Here is a 13,193-nt window from a genome sequence, read left to right as displayed (position 1 = left end):
TCATTCGTGGTTCTGCCGAGGGCTTCGCCCCCGCCCGCCGGTCGGCGGTCCCCGTGATGATCCTAAGAACGCCCTGGCCACCGGGGATCAACCGCCGGGACGAGACCGCGTGCGCCCTGAGGCTGACCCCGCCTGAAGGGATCGCCGGAGAGGGCCCGGGTATCTTTGGCCACCGCGACGCGCCCGCGCCCCTACCGCTCGGACTCACCATCGGCAGCAGGGGTTGCCGTGGCCGGGGCGTTCTGTGCGGCGACCTTCCTCAGTACGTACGTGCTTCCGTTGTCGGGATCGCCGATGAAGAAGAACAGCGCCAACGCGTCGCGCTCATCACGGTCGACATACATGCTCCACCTGTACGTCGCGGGGGCGGAGGCCGAGGCATCCACGACGGCGGCATCGCTCCGCGTCCCGGCTCCGGTCCGGGCGGTCATGGTGAGGCGGATGTCCTGCCCGTCGGCGTCGTCGCTCAGTTTCCACGTCCCGGTGCCGGAGACCCGCCAGCCGTCGTCGAAGTCGAAGTTCCGGCCGTCCAGGTGCTGGAAGGACGCGGTGCCGTCGCGGCGGAGCGTCAGCCGCGTGTTCTCGATGTTCTCCCAGGTCCCCGCGGCTTCAGCCACCGTGGCGTCGTGCACACCGGTCCCGGCGTAGTACTGGGCCGGACCGGCGCAAGCGCTCAACACCATCAATGCCGCCCCCACAACCCCGAGGACGCCCCGTCGCCACCGCAGCCCGCTCGCTCCCACCGTCAAGTCCCCCGACCGCATCCCGAAACGGACGCCCCGAGACGGCAGCGCCATGACGAGTACACCTTGACATGGTCTTTGAACGCGTTCAGCTCGGGGGTGGTCTCACCGGCCGGCAGCGCCGCTCGCCCGGTAGCACCACTCGTTCGCCCGTTCGCCCGTTCGCCCGTTCGCCCGTTCGTCCGGTGAGGGCGGCGCTGCCCTGCCCGGAGGCGCCGGAGAACCGGTCGGCCTGCCCGGCAGGGCAGTTCACGTCGTACCGCTACGCGCCGACGGCCGGCCCGGCCTGCTGCACGACCTCGAAGGACCACACGGTGGACCCGCTGGCCGCCGGCTTCGGCCGCTCGCCGCCACCCGTGCCGCCGCCCTGGTGGGCCGCCTTCATCGGACCCTCCATCCAGGCATGGAAGGACTCCTCGTCACGCCAGCGCGTGTAGACGAGATAGCTGTCCGTCCCTTCGACAGGCCGGAGAAGCTCGAACCACTCGAACCCGTCCGAGCCCTCGACGGCATGGGCCCGGGAGGCGAAGCGCTTCTCCAGCGTCTCGCGTTGTTCCTGGGGGACGGTCAGCACATTGATCTTGACTACGCTCATGGCCTCATCCTGCCGTACGGCGCTCGGCGGGAGGGGCGCCACCCCCCGCGCCAGGGAACCCTCTACTCGGGCTGTGTCACGGTCAGCGCCCACCGGATGTCGTCCTGCGAGGCGTCGACTCCCACGGAGAACGAACCCCACTGCACCACTCCCGGGTCCATCGCCACCGAGCCCACACCCGCACTGCCCACAGGACAGTCCACCGTGAACGCGGCAACCTGGACCCCCTGCGACTCCATCGTCACTCGCACATCGCCGCCGCCCTCACATGCCACCGTGAGCACGGTCGGCAATGTGTTCGATGCTCCCGCCGACACGACACCGCCGTCACCCTTACTCTCCTGCACCCACACCAGCCCGTCCGGGCCGGGATGGGGCAGAAGGCCCCCGGCCGTCGCCGCGACGGCAGGTACGACGCCTGCCCCCGCGAGCCCGAACACCGTCAGCAGCGCTACCGTCGCGATTTTCCGAACACCCGTCACGCTCACTCCTCAGCTACTCGGCAGAAAGCCACAGCATGGTGGCGCGGTGGACCGGCCGCACGAGTACACATACTCATGACACCCACGCACACATATGAAGCGAGCCCCGGCCGTCACCACTGCGGCCGGACACACCACAGGTGGCAGAACCCGGCGCAGCTATCCGTCGGCAGCATGAGGGAAGGCCGCCGACGACAGCTCGGCCTCCGTCTCCTCGAAGGAGAGGCAGATGCCGAGCTCGTCCTCCAGGAACCGCAGGAACGCCACGTCACCCGCCCCCGTACCGTGGTGGACGAAGCCGAGCGCCTCCTCCGCCGGGACACCGTTCGTCAGATGCGGCAGGCCCGGCTCGAACGACGTCACCCCCTCGCCGCGGACCCCGACCCGGGGGTCCGCGCCGACGTGGCCGGGAACCCCGCGATCGACGGCACCCTGATCCGCGCGCTGGCCGGCGACGACAGCCACGACGTGCGGCGCCGGCTCGCGCACCACCCGGACATCCCGCTCGACGTACTCACCCGCCTGGCCCGCGGCACCAGGATCGGTGGAGCCCTGCTGCCGCGGATCGCCGCCGCCTCCGGTGCCGAGGCCGAGGAGCTGGCCTGCTCCCCGGATCCGGCCGTGCGGATGCTCGTAGCGCAACGACGCGACCTACCGCCGGAGATACGCGATGCCCTGGCCACCGACGCCGACGCGAAGGTGGTCAAGTCCGTCGCCCCGCACCCCGGGCTCTCCGAAGCACAACTGCGTGCCATGGTCGGCCGGCATGGAGTCCGGGTCCTGGCCAAGGTGGCCACCAATCCCGACGCGACCCCGGCGCTGCTGGAGGAACTGGCCCGGCACGAACCACCTGTACCGAAGGCGCTCCGGGAAGTCGCCCGGCACCGTAACGTCACGGCCTCCGCGCTGCTCGCCTGCTTGGGCGCCGAACAGGTACGTCCCCTGGCCGCCGGCCATCCGGCACTCCCGCCGCAGACCATTGCCGATCTCCTCACCGGCACCGGCACCGACACCGACCTGCGGGTGGCGGAACAAGCTGCTGCCAATCCCTCGCTGCCGCACGCGGTGATGAGGGCTCTCCTGGCGCCGCCACCGCCCGCCGTCTGAGGCACGTGGTGCCGGTGATCCGGCGTTCCGCAGTCCATCACCGCACACCACCTGCCCGGACACCGCCCGCTCCTTACATGTCCCGCCCGCCGCCCACGCGATCACGACCGATGCGCGCGGGCGGTGACGGTGGCCCTCATCGACCGCCGGCCGTCAGCGCTTCGCGCGCGGCGGTGAGGATCTCCTCGGAGATCGGGGAGCCCTTGGTGCCCCGGGCCAGGACGAGCGCGCCGACCATGGTGCAGAGCCGGGCGATACCGTCCTCGTCCTCGGCCGCGAGCCACTCGGCGAAGTCGCCCACACCCTCGGCGTAGACGCGGCGTGCCTCGTCGGTCCCGGATTCGCGTGCCATGTCGGAGGCGAGGGCGGCGGCGGGGCATCCGTCCGCGGCGCTGTCGCGGTGCTCCACCGAGAGATAGGTGGCGATCAGTGCCCGCTGGGCGGCGTCGCGCTGCCCGGCGTGCTGTTCGAGCCCGTCGTCGCGCCGCCGGGTGAGCCCGTCGAAGGCGTGGGCGGTCGCCTCGTCGACGAGTGCCTCCTTGGAGGCGAACTGCTTGTAGAAGCCGCCGTGGGTCAGCCCGGACGCCTTCATCAGGTCGGCGACGCTGACGTGGGTGCCCCGCTCGCGGAAGAGCCGCGATGCAGTCTCCACCACCCGTCGGCGGTTCTCCTCCGCCTGCGCCTGCGATACGCGGCCCATGAGCCACCTCCCATGTGGATGTCGGTTGACATCTATTCTAGCCGGTGTTTAGATTATGGACATAATCTAAAGCGTGCGGGTCGTCAGGCATCCGCGCAACCCCCGAGGAGCGGACATGGAACTCAAGGACGCGGTCGTCGTGGTCACCGGTGCCAACCGAGGGCTCGGACGGCATCTGGCCGCCCAGCTCCTGGAGCGCGGAGCGAAGGTGTACGCGGCGGCCCGCCGCCCCGAGTCGGTGGACCTGCCGGGCGCTGTCCCGCTGCGGCTGGACGTGACGGACGAGGAGTCGATCCGGGCCGCCGCCCGCACCGCCTCCGACACCACACTGCTGGTGAACAACGCGGGCATCTCCACCGCCACATCGCTGCTCACGGGCGACCTGGACGCGGTGCGCCTGGAGATGGAGACGAACTTCTACGGCCCCCTCGCCGTCACGCGAGCCTTCACCCACGTCATCGAGGGCAACGGCGGGGGAGCCGTGCTCAACGTCCTGTCGGTCCTGTCCTGGCTGCACCCGGCCGGCCTCGGCTCCTACGCCGCGGCCAAGGCCGCCGCCTGGGCGCTGACCGACGCGGCCCGGGAGGAGCTGGCCCCCCGCGGCATCGCCGTATCGGCGCTGCACGTCGGATACATGGACACCGACATGGCCGCGGCCGTACCCGCCGATCAGAAGGCCGACCCCGCCGATGTCGCCGCGCAGGCCCTGCGCGGCATCGAGAAGGGCCTGCCGGAAATCCTCGCCGACGAGACGACCCGGTACATCAGGCAGGGCCTGGCCGCCCTGCCGGAAGCGGCCTGAACACGCGCGGCCGCACCCGGGCCTCTCCTCGGATCCCACCTGCCGGGGTGGCCGAGGAGACGCCCGACGCGTTGCGCAGGCGTCCGCTGCTACTTGAGGAAATCTCGCAGGACAGTGATCATTTCCTCCGGGACTTCGAACGGCCAGAAGTGGCCCGAGTCGAAGAGGTGCACGCCGCTCCCCCGCGGAAGTTGTGCCAGAACGTCGGGGTCGGTGTAGAACTCGCGGGGCTGGAGCGGGTCGTCCGCTCCCTGAAGGAGCAGGACCGGGCACTTCCACCGAGGTATGAGACGGGTGCGCCGCTCGATCCATTCCTGGCGGAACGACGAAGAGTTGAAGTAGCGGGGTACGGCCGTGCTGATTCCCTCGTAGCTGAACTCCTGCACGGTCCGCGCGAGGTCCGAGACCTTCACCCTGCGCTCGGTGAGCAGGAGGTAGGCGGTGGCCACGAACCGGCCGGCGTCGGCCAGCATCGAAGGCGCGTCGGGTGAGGTGAACATCGCCTGCTGAGGGTGGAGATCAGGGCTCAGGTGCCAGAGGTGCTGCTGTCCTCGGCCGTAGCGGAGGACGCGGTCCCCCATGAGAGCCACGAGGTGGTCTCCGACCGGGGTGCCTCTGTCGTGCGTGATCAGGCTGAACCGCTCGATCTGCAGCTGCTCCAGCAGGGCTTCGAGCTGGACGGCGACACCCTCCTGCCGGAAGTCGCCGGTGCCCTTCTCCGACTGGCCGTATCCCTTCAGGTCGATGGCCAGGCAGCGGTATTCGGAGCCGAAGGCCTCAAGCGCGTAGTGCCACTGCCACCAGGAGTCGGGTACGCCGTGGAGGAACACCACGACGGGCCCGTCCGAAGGGCCCGCTTCGACGTAGTGCCAGCGCACGGTCTCGCCGTCGCCGGGAGCGTCTGCGGGGCGATGGGTGACGGTGACATCGCCCAGGTGCTCCTCGTCCCCGTCGTTGTCGAGGGGGCGGGGAGAGGTCTGCGGCAGTTCGTCCATGAACTCATCGACCTCGGAGAGCTTGGCGAACCCTGCTTCCAGTCCCGCGCGGACCCTCTGTGGAAGCGGGGCGTACTCGTGCTGAATCGCGTTGTGCGGCACGGTCGGTCCTCTCTCGAATCATGAAATGATGATTTCATCATCATTGACACAAGCATCATCCTGTGAGGGCGTCAAGACCCTCGCTCGATACCCGGTGGGGAGCCCACGGCGCCGCCGGGCGGGGGAGTGGCGGCTCCGGCGCGTGCCGGCATGGCTCGCTGCGCTCTGCTCAGCACTGGAGGACCAGCAGGATGAGAGTGGTTCCCGAGAGCGCTGCGCACAGCAGTGCCGGAACGAGCTCCCCCAGCTTGTGCCCTCGGCGCAGATGGACAATGACCGCGCCGCCCAGCAGGAGAAGGAGCCCGCACAGGGCTGCGACGCCGAGGGGTGGCACGGTCAGTCCCGCGATCAGCCCCAGTGCGCCCGCGAGTTCCAGGGCCCCTATCAGGCGGAAGCCGGTCACGGAGAACCCGTCCTTCTCGGCGAGCTCTCGCATCTTGCCCAGGGCGAGAATCTTGGCCGTCCCCAGCGCCGCGAACAGCGCGGCGAGGAGAAGCGAGAGAGCTGTGACTGTGGTGGTCATGGATATCCGTTTCAGTGATGAGTGGGCGATCCCGGAGCGGAGCGCCGTGGCCTCGGGCCGGCCCCCGGTTCGTGCCGTGCCGGCGGCGATCCGGGCCAGTATTCTGATGTTTTCATCAATTGTGCTATGGACTAGAGTCGCCCCATGCAGCCGTCGCCCCCTCAGCCCGTGAACCGCTTCGAGCGCCGCCGGGCCCAGACCCGCCAAGCCCTCATCAGGGGAGCCCGCGCCATTCTTGCCGAGCGGGGCAACGCCGAGGTGAGCATCCAGGTCATCGCCGAACGCGCGGACGTGGGGTTCGGCACCTTCTACAACCACTTCGAGACCAAGGAAGCCCTCTTCGACGCGGCGGTCGCCGACGCCCTGGAGGAGTACGGGCAGCTGCTCGACGCCGCGACGGAATTGATCGACGATCCCGCCGAGACCGTCGCCACCAGCGTCCGGCTGGCACTGCGTCTGGCGGTGAGTCATCCGGAGATCACCGGGATCCTCCGCTTCCGCGGCCTGCAGCACGTGCACAGCGGAACCGGGCTCGGCCCCAGGGCCCTGCGCGACGTGGAGGTCGGCAGGGCTTCGGGGCGGTTCCGGGTCGCTGACGCGCAGGTGGCCCTGAGTGTCGTCGGCGGAGCGGTTCTCGGGCTGATCCAGCTCGGCGCCACCACCGAGCTCGACGAGGCGGCGGGCGAGCAGACCGCCGAGATGATCCTGCGCATGCTCGGCGTACCCGCCGAGGAGGCCCAGACGTTGGCGACCAAGCCCCTGCCGGCCTTGGGTCGGTAGGCCCGCACAAAGCCGACCGTCCGACGCCGACGCCCGGTGCCAGGCGGAGTGGGCGGGCGGACGGATCCCGCTCCGCCCGCCCACTCGTCGCGTCTCGGATCGGGGATTCCCCGACGCCGCCCCCGACCCCGGCCGCCCTCCGGCGCGCCGTCCGAGGCGTCCGCCGGAGTTCCATGGCGGCGATACCCGACCCCGCCACCCACCTGGCCCCGCCCTCCTTCTCGCCGCCCCGGACCGCAGGTGTGGCTCTGCCACTCAACCCAGCCTCCTGGCACCGGAGATCGCGCGGGTTCCCCCCCGTTCTGGGCGCCCGCGTCCCGCTGGTGGCTACGGGCCCCGCGTTCGGCCCAGGCGTCGGTCGCAACCGACGCACTCCGCCGCCGCTACCTGGCCGACGCCGACGCCGACGCCGACGATGACGGCCCCGGACCGGGCCGCCTCAGGCGGTCCGGTCCGGGGGGACGCGCGGCGGTTGGCTCAGCACCGGAGATTCGGCACGCATCGACCTCGGCGGATCATCCACCTCCCCAACCGTTGACAGATTGAGCACTCAAGACTGATGCTTTCATCAGATATGCGGAAGTCCGTCAGCGCCGCCGGAGGGCATCTCTTCCCCTGCCCGCGCGCGGATTTCCCGCCGGGTCCCGTCCGGGGCCCTGGGCCATGCCGAGCAGGAGATTCCCATGAGTACAGCCGTTGTCCGTACCAGTGAGGGCTGGTGGGTCCAGCGCGCCGACGGCCGCATCCATCCGGTCGAGACCGACGCCGGCACCACTGCCGAGCTCCTGGCCGACCGTCCGGCGGTCGAGAGGGCCGACCGGGCGGAGGGCGGCTGGGAGGAGCTCGGTTCACGTGAGCTGCTTTCCCCGGTCACCTCGCCGTGCCGCGTGGTCGCCCAGATGGTGAACTACCGCTCGCACGCGATCGATTCCGGATTCGACCCGGAACTGGTCCCCACCGCCTTCTTCCGCAAGGCCTCCGGTTCGGTGACGGGGCCGACGGCGGAGATCGTCAGGCCTGGCCACGTACGGCTGCTGGACTACGAGGTCGAGCTCGGCCTCGTCCTCGGGGCCCCGCTGCCGCTCGATACCGACGTCACCTCCGCCACGCTCGGCCGGTACGTGGCCGCCCTGGTCGTGGCCAACGACATCAGCGCCCGGGATCTCCAACTGCCCAAGACCCAGTTCTACGAGAGCAAGTCCTACCCGACGTTCACCCCGCTCGGCCCGCGCCTCCTCCTCGTCGACGAAGACGACCTCGCCTCCCTGGAGCGGTTGCGCCTGGTGTGCACGGTCAACGGCGAGGTCCGCCAGGACAGCCCCGCCACCGACATGATCACCAAGCCGGACCGGGCGCTCACCGCGCTCGCCCGCTTCCAGACCATGGCGCCCGGAGACGTCCTGCTGACCGGAACCCCCGGGGGCACCGCCCTGCGTTCCCCGGGCAAGGCCCTCGAACTGATCGGCTCCCTCCTGCCGCCCGCGAAGAAGTGGCAGGTCTTCTTCGCCCGCCAGGCCAAGAACCCTGCCTACCTCAAGCCCGGCGACATCGTGACGACCTCCATCGCCACCCCCGACCGGTCCCTGGACCTCGGCACTCAGCGGACCCCGGTCCGCGCGGCGACCCCCAAGGAACACTCATGACCACGCTCCCGAGCCCCCTCCTGTGGCCCGACTACTCCTCCCCGAGCTCGCTCGCCGAGATCGAACAGGTGGCGCTGTCCGACCGGAACCTGCCCGCCTCCACCTACGCCGTCCTGGAGCGGGCCGCCGAACTCTGGCCCGACCGCCCGGCCATGACGTTCCTGCCGCGAGCCGACGCCTGGGACGCGGGCGCGACCTGCACTTACGCCGAGCTGCGGGCCGAAGTGGACCGTATCGCCGCGCTCTTCCGCTCCCACACCGTCAGCCGAGGCGTGACCGTGGCCCTGCTGTCCCCGAACACCGCCCTTCTGCCCTCCGCGCTCCTGGCAGCCCAGGCCACCGGCATCGCGACCCCGGTCAACCCCCACCTCCCGGCCGAGCACATCACCCGGCTGCTGGAGACGGCCCGGGCCCGGGTCCTCGTCGCGGCCGGACCCGAACTCGATCCGGAGGTGTGGAGCACCGCCCGCGCGGTGGCGGCCGAACTCCACGTGACCGCTCTGTACGCACTGAGGCCCACCGGTTCCGAGGGGCCCGGCCCCGAGCTGGAACCCCTGCCGGGAACGGTCGTCGGCCACCTCCACACCGCCGCGGCCGGGTACCCGCAGGAGACGGACCCCCAGCCGCCCACACCGTCCGATCTCGCGGCCCTCTTCCATACCGGCGGCACCACCGGCGCCCCGAAACTCGCCGCGCACACCCACACCAACCAGGTCGTCAACGCCTGGAACGTCGCGGCGGACTCCCTCCTGGGCGAAGACTCCACCCTGTTCGCCGGCCTTCCCCTGTTCCATGTCAACGCCCTGATCGTCACCCTGCTGGCACCCATGCTCCGCGGCCGGCACGTGGTCTGGGCGGGCCCCCTCGGCTACCGGGAACCGGCCCTGTACACCCACATCTGGAAGATCATCGAGCGGTACCGGATCTCCGCGATGTCCGCGGTCCCCACCGTCTACTCCGTCCTGGCGCACGTGCCGGTGGACGCCGACATCAGTTCCATGCGGTTCGCCGCCGTCGGCGCCTCGGCCCTGCCCGACACCGTACGCACAGCCTTCACCGCGAACACCGGAGTCGAACTCTGCGAGGGGTACGGACTGACCGAGGCGACCTGCGCCACGGCCCGCAGCTTCACCGGTCACGACCACCGCCCCGGATCGGTCGGGCAACGCCTGCCCTACCAGCAGGTGCGGACCGCTCTGCTCGACACCCAGGGGAACTGGCTGAGCGTGCCCGACGGCGCACCCGGCGTGCTCCTGGTCAAGGGCCCCACCGTCTTCGCCGGCTACGTCACGGGCCACACCCTGACCGGTCCGATTCTGGAGACCACGTCCGCGATACGCGACGGCTGGCTGAACACCGGCGACCTCGCCCGCGTGGACAAGGACGGGTTCATCCATCTCCTCGGCCGCGCCAAGGACCTGATCATCAGAGGCGGACACAACATCGACCCCGCTGCCATCGAGGACGCCCTCCTGCAGCACCCCCACGTCACCGGTGCGAGCGCCGTGGGCCGCCCCGACCCCCACGCAGGCGAGATCCCCATCGCCTACGTCACCCTCGCCGCCGACGCACCCAAGGCCGAGACGGACCCCGACGCCCTCATCGCGCACGCCCGGGCCCTGCTCCACGACAGGGCGGCCGTACCCAAGGACGTCATCGTCCTCGACAGCCTGCCGGTCACCGCCGTGGGCAAGCCCACCAAGGTCCCGCTCCGGATGCGCACCCTCCAGCAGACCGTGCTCGACGAACTCGCCGCCATCGGGCTCCCCGGGCCGTCCGACAGCGTCCGCTGCAGCCTCGACGGACCCCGCCTGACGGTCACCGTCCGCAGGCCCGCCGAGCCCGCCGACGCGGACCGCCTCGCCGCGGCCCTCGGCCGGTACACCTTCGACTGGACCTTCACCGAGCGCTGAGCGCCACCCTCTGGAGCCACCCATGACCTCCACCACCCACACCACCCAAGACCCTCACCACGGCCTGCACAGCGAGGACGGGGCGCGGCGCGACGAACACTCCGGGCGTGACCCGCAGCCCGTCATCAAGGCCCTCGACCTGGCCTGGCTGGAGTTCGTCAAGCCCGACCTGGAGCGTGCGGAGACCTTCGCCCGGGACTTCGGCTTCACCGTTGCCGCCCGCACTCCCCACGCCCTCTACCTGCGCGCCACCCTGCCCGGACCTCACTGCCTCGTCATCCGCAGAGGCCCGGCCTCCCGCTTCCTGGGCCCCGCCTTCCTCGCGGCCGACCGCTCCGACCTCGACCGCCTCGCCGAAGCCACCGGCCGGCGCGTCCGCCCCCTGCACGAGTACGGCGGCGGCCACGTGGTGGACCTCCTGGACCCCTCCGGAACACCCGTCCGTGTCGTCCACGGCGTCACCGAACACCCCGCCCTCCCCGGGCAGCGGCCGCTCCCGCTCAATACGGGGGGCCATGCCACCCGGATCAACGCGACCCAGCGCGCGCCACGGGAACCGGCCCGGATCGAACGGCTCGGCCACGTCGTGCTCTCCACGCGCAGCTTCCGCCGCACCCTCGACTGGTACCTGCACCACCTGGGGATGATCGTCAGCGACTTCCTCCACCTCGACGGCCGGCGCCACCGAGGCCCCACGATGGCGTTCATCCGCTGCGACCGCGGCGGTGAACCGGCCGACCACCACACCCTGGCGATCCACCTGGGACCCGACACCGGATATGTGCACTCCGCCTACCAGGTCGCGGATCTCGACGCCCTCGCCGCCGGGGGCGCCTACCTCGCCGAACGCGGCTACCGCCGCTCCTGGGGCATCGGGCGGCACATCCAGGGCAGCCAGATCTTCGACTACTGGCGCGACCCCGACCGCTTCCTCGTCGAGCACTTCACCGACGGCGACCTCTTCGACAACACCCTCGAACCGGGCTGGGCCGCCATGTCCGCGTCCGGGCTCGCCCAGTGGGGACCGCCCGCGACCCGCGACTTCCTCGGAGCCACCCCCTCACCCGCCCTGCTGCGCAACGTCCTCACCGCACTCCGCGAGGACAACGAGATCGACCCGGCCCGCCTGAAAGCCCTGATGAAGGCCATGAGCTCATGACCGCCACACCCCCTCCCACGCCCACCGTCCCGGTCGCCGTCGTCGGAGCCGGCCCGGTCGGCCTGACCGCGGCGATCCTCCTCAGCCGCCGCGGTATCGCCTGCGAGGTCTTCGAGCGGCATCCGGGCCTCTACCCGCTGCCCCGGGCCGTCCACCTGGACGACGAGGTCATGCGCATCCTCCAGGCCGCCGGGGTGGAGAAGGAGTTCACCGCCCTCAGCCGGCCCTCGCTGGGCATGCAACTGGTCGACGCCCGGCACCGGGTCCTCGCCCGCTTTCCGCGCGGCCGGCACCTCTCGGCCCACGGATTCCCCCAGGCCAACATGTTCGACCAGCCGGACCTCGAACGCGTACTGCGGGACGAGCTCGCGCGCCACCCCACGGCCCGCCTGTACGCCTCCACCGAGGTCAGGGGCCTGGTGATGCCTCCTCCGGGGAGCGGCCTGCCCGTCCGGGCCGAGCTGGAGGACCTCACCACCGGAGACCGGCGCACCGTCCACGCGGCCGCCGTGCTCGGCTGCGACGGAGCGGGCAGCACGACACGCGAGGCCATCGGGGCGGGCACCGTCCGGCTGGGGGAGCCCCAGCGGTGGCTGGTCGTCGATGTGCGCTGCCGGGTGGAACTGCCGGCCTGGGACGGCGTCCACCAGGTCTGCGACCCCGTCGCCCCGGCCACGTACATGCGGATCGGGCAGGACCGGTACCGCTGGGAGTTCCGGCTGCCGGAGGAGCTCGCCGACGGAGCCCTGGCCGACCGCTCACGCCTTCTCGCCCTGCTGGCCCCGTGGACGGGCGATGTGCCCCAGGAGCACCTGGAGGTGGTGCGGACCGCCGCCTACGTCTTCCGGGCGCAGGTCACCGACCGCTGGCGGCGCGACCGTGTCCTGCTGCTCGGGGACGCCGCCCATCTCACCCCGCCGTTCATCGGCCAGGGGCTGGGAGCAGGCCTGCGGGACGCCCACAACCTCGTCTGGAAGCTCGCCCGGGTCCTGCGGGGCAGCAGTTCCGAGGAGCTGCTCGACAGTTACGAGGCCGAGCGCCGCCCCCACGCGACCCATCTGGTCCGTACCGCCGTCCTGATAGGGCGGGCGATGACGAGCCCGCATCCGGGCACCGCCCTGGCACGCAAGGCGGCACTGGCCGTCGGGCAGCGCACCGAGGCCCTCTCCCGGGCCGGCCTCGCCGGACTGAGCCCGCCCCTGTCCGGCGGCGGCCTGGTGCGCCGCGCGGCCGTTCCCGGCCGTGGCCCCCGCCCCGGGGACCTGTGCCCCCAGCCGCCGGTGCACACCGAGGACGGCGGGGCCGCCCTCCTGGACGATCTGCTGGGCCCGGAGTTCGCCCTCGTCACCTGCCGCCGTCTCACCCCGGCCCTGCGTCGCGTGGCGTCCGCGCTGGACGCGCGCGTGGTCTCGCTCGTACCGCAGCCGGACGCCATCCACGTGACCGACCCCACCGGGCGGCTCCGGGCATGGCTGCGGGGAGGCGCCGTCCTGCTCCGCCCCGACCGCGTCGTCCTGGCCGCGGAATGCGACGCGAGAGCTCGGCGCGCGGAGACCATCACCGCCTCGCTCCCCGCCTGGTCCCCGGCCGTGGCGTCCTCGGCGACCGCCTGACCCACCCCGTCGCCGGACGAGCGGCACGGCGAGCAG

The 13,193-nt window shown here is 71.4% G+C and carries 13 protein-coding genes and 1 pseudogene; 7 read left to right on the top strand and 7 right to left on the bottom strand.

The window, feature by feature from the left end:
• Nucleotides 1-191 precede the first annotated feature (191 nt).
• The 4 genes from IE264_RS32680 to IE264_RS32665 form a co-directional block, all read right to left on the bottom strand.
• Nucleotides 192-683 (bottom strand): hypothetical protein, encoded by a 492-nt coding sequence (locus IE264_RS32680; protein WP_158706570.1) that lies wholly within the window; start codon nt 681-683, stop codon nt 192-194.
• A gap of 322 nt (nt 684-1,005) precedes the next feature.
• Nucleotides 1,006-1,338, bottom strand: a complete 333-nt coding sequence (locus IE264_RS32675; protein ID WP_032759556.1) for an antibiotic biosynthesis monooxygenase family protein — start codon at nt 1,336-1,338, stop codon at nt 1,006-1,008.
• Nucleotides 1,339-1,400: 62 nt separating this feature from the next.
• Nucleotides 1,401-1,820, bottom strand: coding sequence for a hypothetical protein (locus IE264_RS32670; RefSeq protein ID WP_229887871.1), 420 nt, complete (start codon nt 1,818-1,820; stop codon nt 1,401-1,403).
• Nucleotides 1,821-1,979: 159 nt separating this feature from the next.
• Nucleotides 1,980-2,183, bottom strand: a complete 204-nt coding sequence (locus IE264_RS32665; protein WP_051821990.1) for a hypothetical protein — start codon at nt 2,181-2,183, stop codon at nt 1,980-1,982.
• Between the two features lie 3 nt (nt 2,184-2,186).
• Between IE264_RS32665 and IE264_RS32660 the strand changes: the two are divergent.
• A pseudogene (locus tag IE264_RS32660) lies at nt 2,187-2,927 on the top strand (hypothetical protein); the annotation flags it as partial.
• A gap of 136 nt (nt 2,928-3,063) precedes the next feature.
• Here IE264_RS32660 and IE264_RS32655 read toward each other — a convergent pair.
• Entirely contained in the window at nt 3,064-3,627 is a 564-nt protein-coding gene (locus tag IE264_RS32655; protein ID WP_032759555.1) for a TetR/AcrR family transcriptional regulator, read from the bottom strand.
• A gap of 115 nt (nt 3,628-3,742) precedes the next feature.
• Between IE264_RS32655 and IE264_RS32650 the strand changes: the two genes are divergently transcribed.
• Nucleotides 3,743-4,429 carry an SDR family oxidoreductase gene (locus IE264_RS32650; RefSeq protein WP_032759554.1) on the top strand — a complete coding sequence of 229 codons (687 nt, stop codon included), beginning with the start codon at nt 3,743-3,745 and terminating at the stop codon, nt 4,427-4,429.
• 89 nt (nt 4,430-4,518) lie between these two features.
• Here the strand turns inward: IE264_RS32650 and IE264_RS32645 are convergent, their stop codons facing one another.
• Nucleotides 4,519-5,526, bottom strand: a complete 1,008-nt coding sequence (locus IE264_RS32645; protein WP_051821989.1) for an alpha/beta fold hydrolase — start codon at nt 5,524-5,526, stop codon at nt 4,519-4,521.
• 169 nt (nt 5,527-5,695) lie between these two features.
• A complete protein-coding gene (locus IE264_RS32640) occupies nt 5,696-6,049 on the bottom strand; it encodes a DoxX family protein (RefSeq protein WP_032759553.1) in 354 nt (117 codons plus the stop codon).
• A gap of 144 nt (nt 6,050-6,193) precedes the next feature.
• Here IE264_RS32640 and IE264_RS32635 point away from each other — a divergent pair, with 144 nt between their 5' ends.
• The 5 genes from IE264_RS32635 (at nt 6,194) to mhpA (ending at nt 13,157) form a co-directional block, all read left to right on the top strand.
• A complete protein-coding gene (locus IE264_RS32635) occupies nt 6,194-6,829 on the top strand; it encodes a TetR/AcrR family transcriptional regulator (protein ID WP_032759552.1) in 636 nt (211 codons plus the stop codon).
• A 683-nt stretch (nt 6,830-7,512) separates the two neighbouring features.
• Nucleotides 7,513-8,472: a fumarylacetoacetate hydrolase family protein gene (locus IE264_RS32630; RefSeq protein ID WP_032759550.1), complete on the top strand. Its 960-nt coding sequence runs from the start codon at nt 7,513-7,515 to the stop codon at nt 8,470-8,472.
• Nucleotides 8,469-10,385: an acyl-CoA synthetase gene (locus IE264_RS32625; protein WP_032759549.1), complete on the top strand. Its 1,917-nt coding sequence runs from the start codon at nt 8,469-8,471 to the stop codon at nt 10,383-10,385. Before IE264_RS32630 ends, IE264_RS32625 begins: the two co-directional genes overlap by 4 nt.
• Before the next feature lie 22 nt (nt 10,386-10,407).
• Nucleotides 10,408-11,544 carry a VOC family protein gene (locus tag IE264_RS32620; RefSeq protein ID WP_032759548.1) on the top strand — a complete coding sequence of 379 codons (1,137 nt, stop codon included), beginning with the start codon at nt 10,408-10,410 and terminating at the stop codon, nt 11,542-11,544.
• Nucleotides 11,541-13,157 carry a bifunctional 3-(3-hydroxy-phenyl)propionate/3-hydroxycinnamic acid hydroxylase MhpA gene (mhpA, locus tag IE264_RS32615; RefSeq protein WP_032759547.1) on the top strand — a complete coding sequence of 539 codons (1,617 nt, stop codon included), beginning with the start codon at nt 11,541-11,543 and terminating at the stop codon, nt 13,155-13,157. The genes IE264_RS32620 and mhpA overlap by 4 nt, the downstream gene beginning before the upstream one ends.
• Nucleotides 13,158-13,193 lie beyond the last annotated feature (36 nt).

It is taken from the genome of Streptomyces microflavus, assembly GCF_014650075.1.
Classification (GTDB): domain Bacteria; phylum Actinomycetota; class Actinomycetes; order Streptomycetales; family Streptomycetaceae; genus Streptomyces; species Streptomyces microflavus.
Note: the sequence above shows the minus strand (reverse complement) of the source record. Positions and strands in the feature narration are given on the sequence as shown.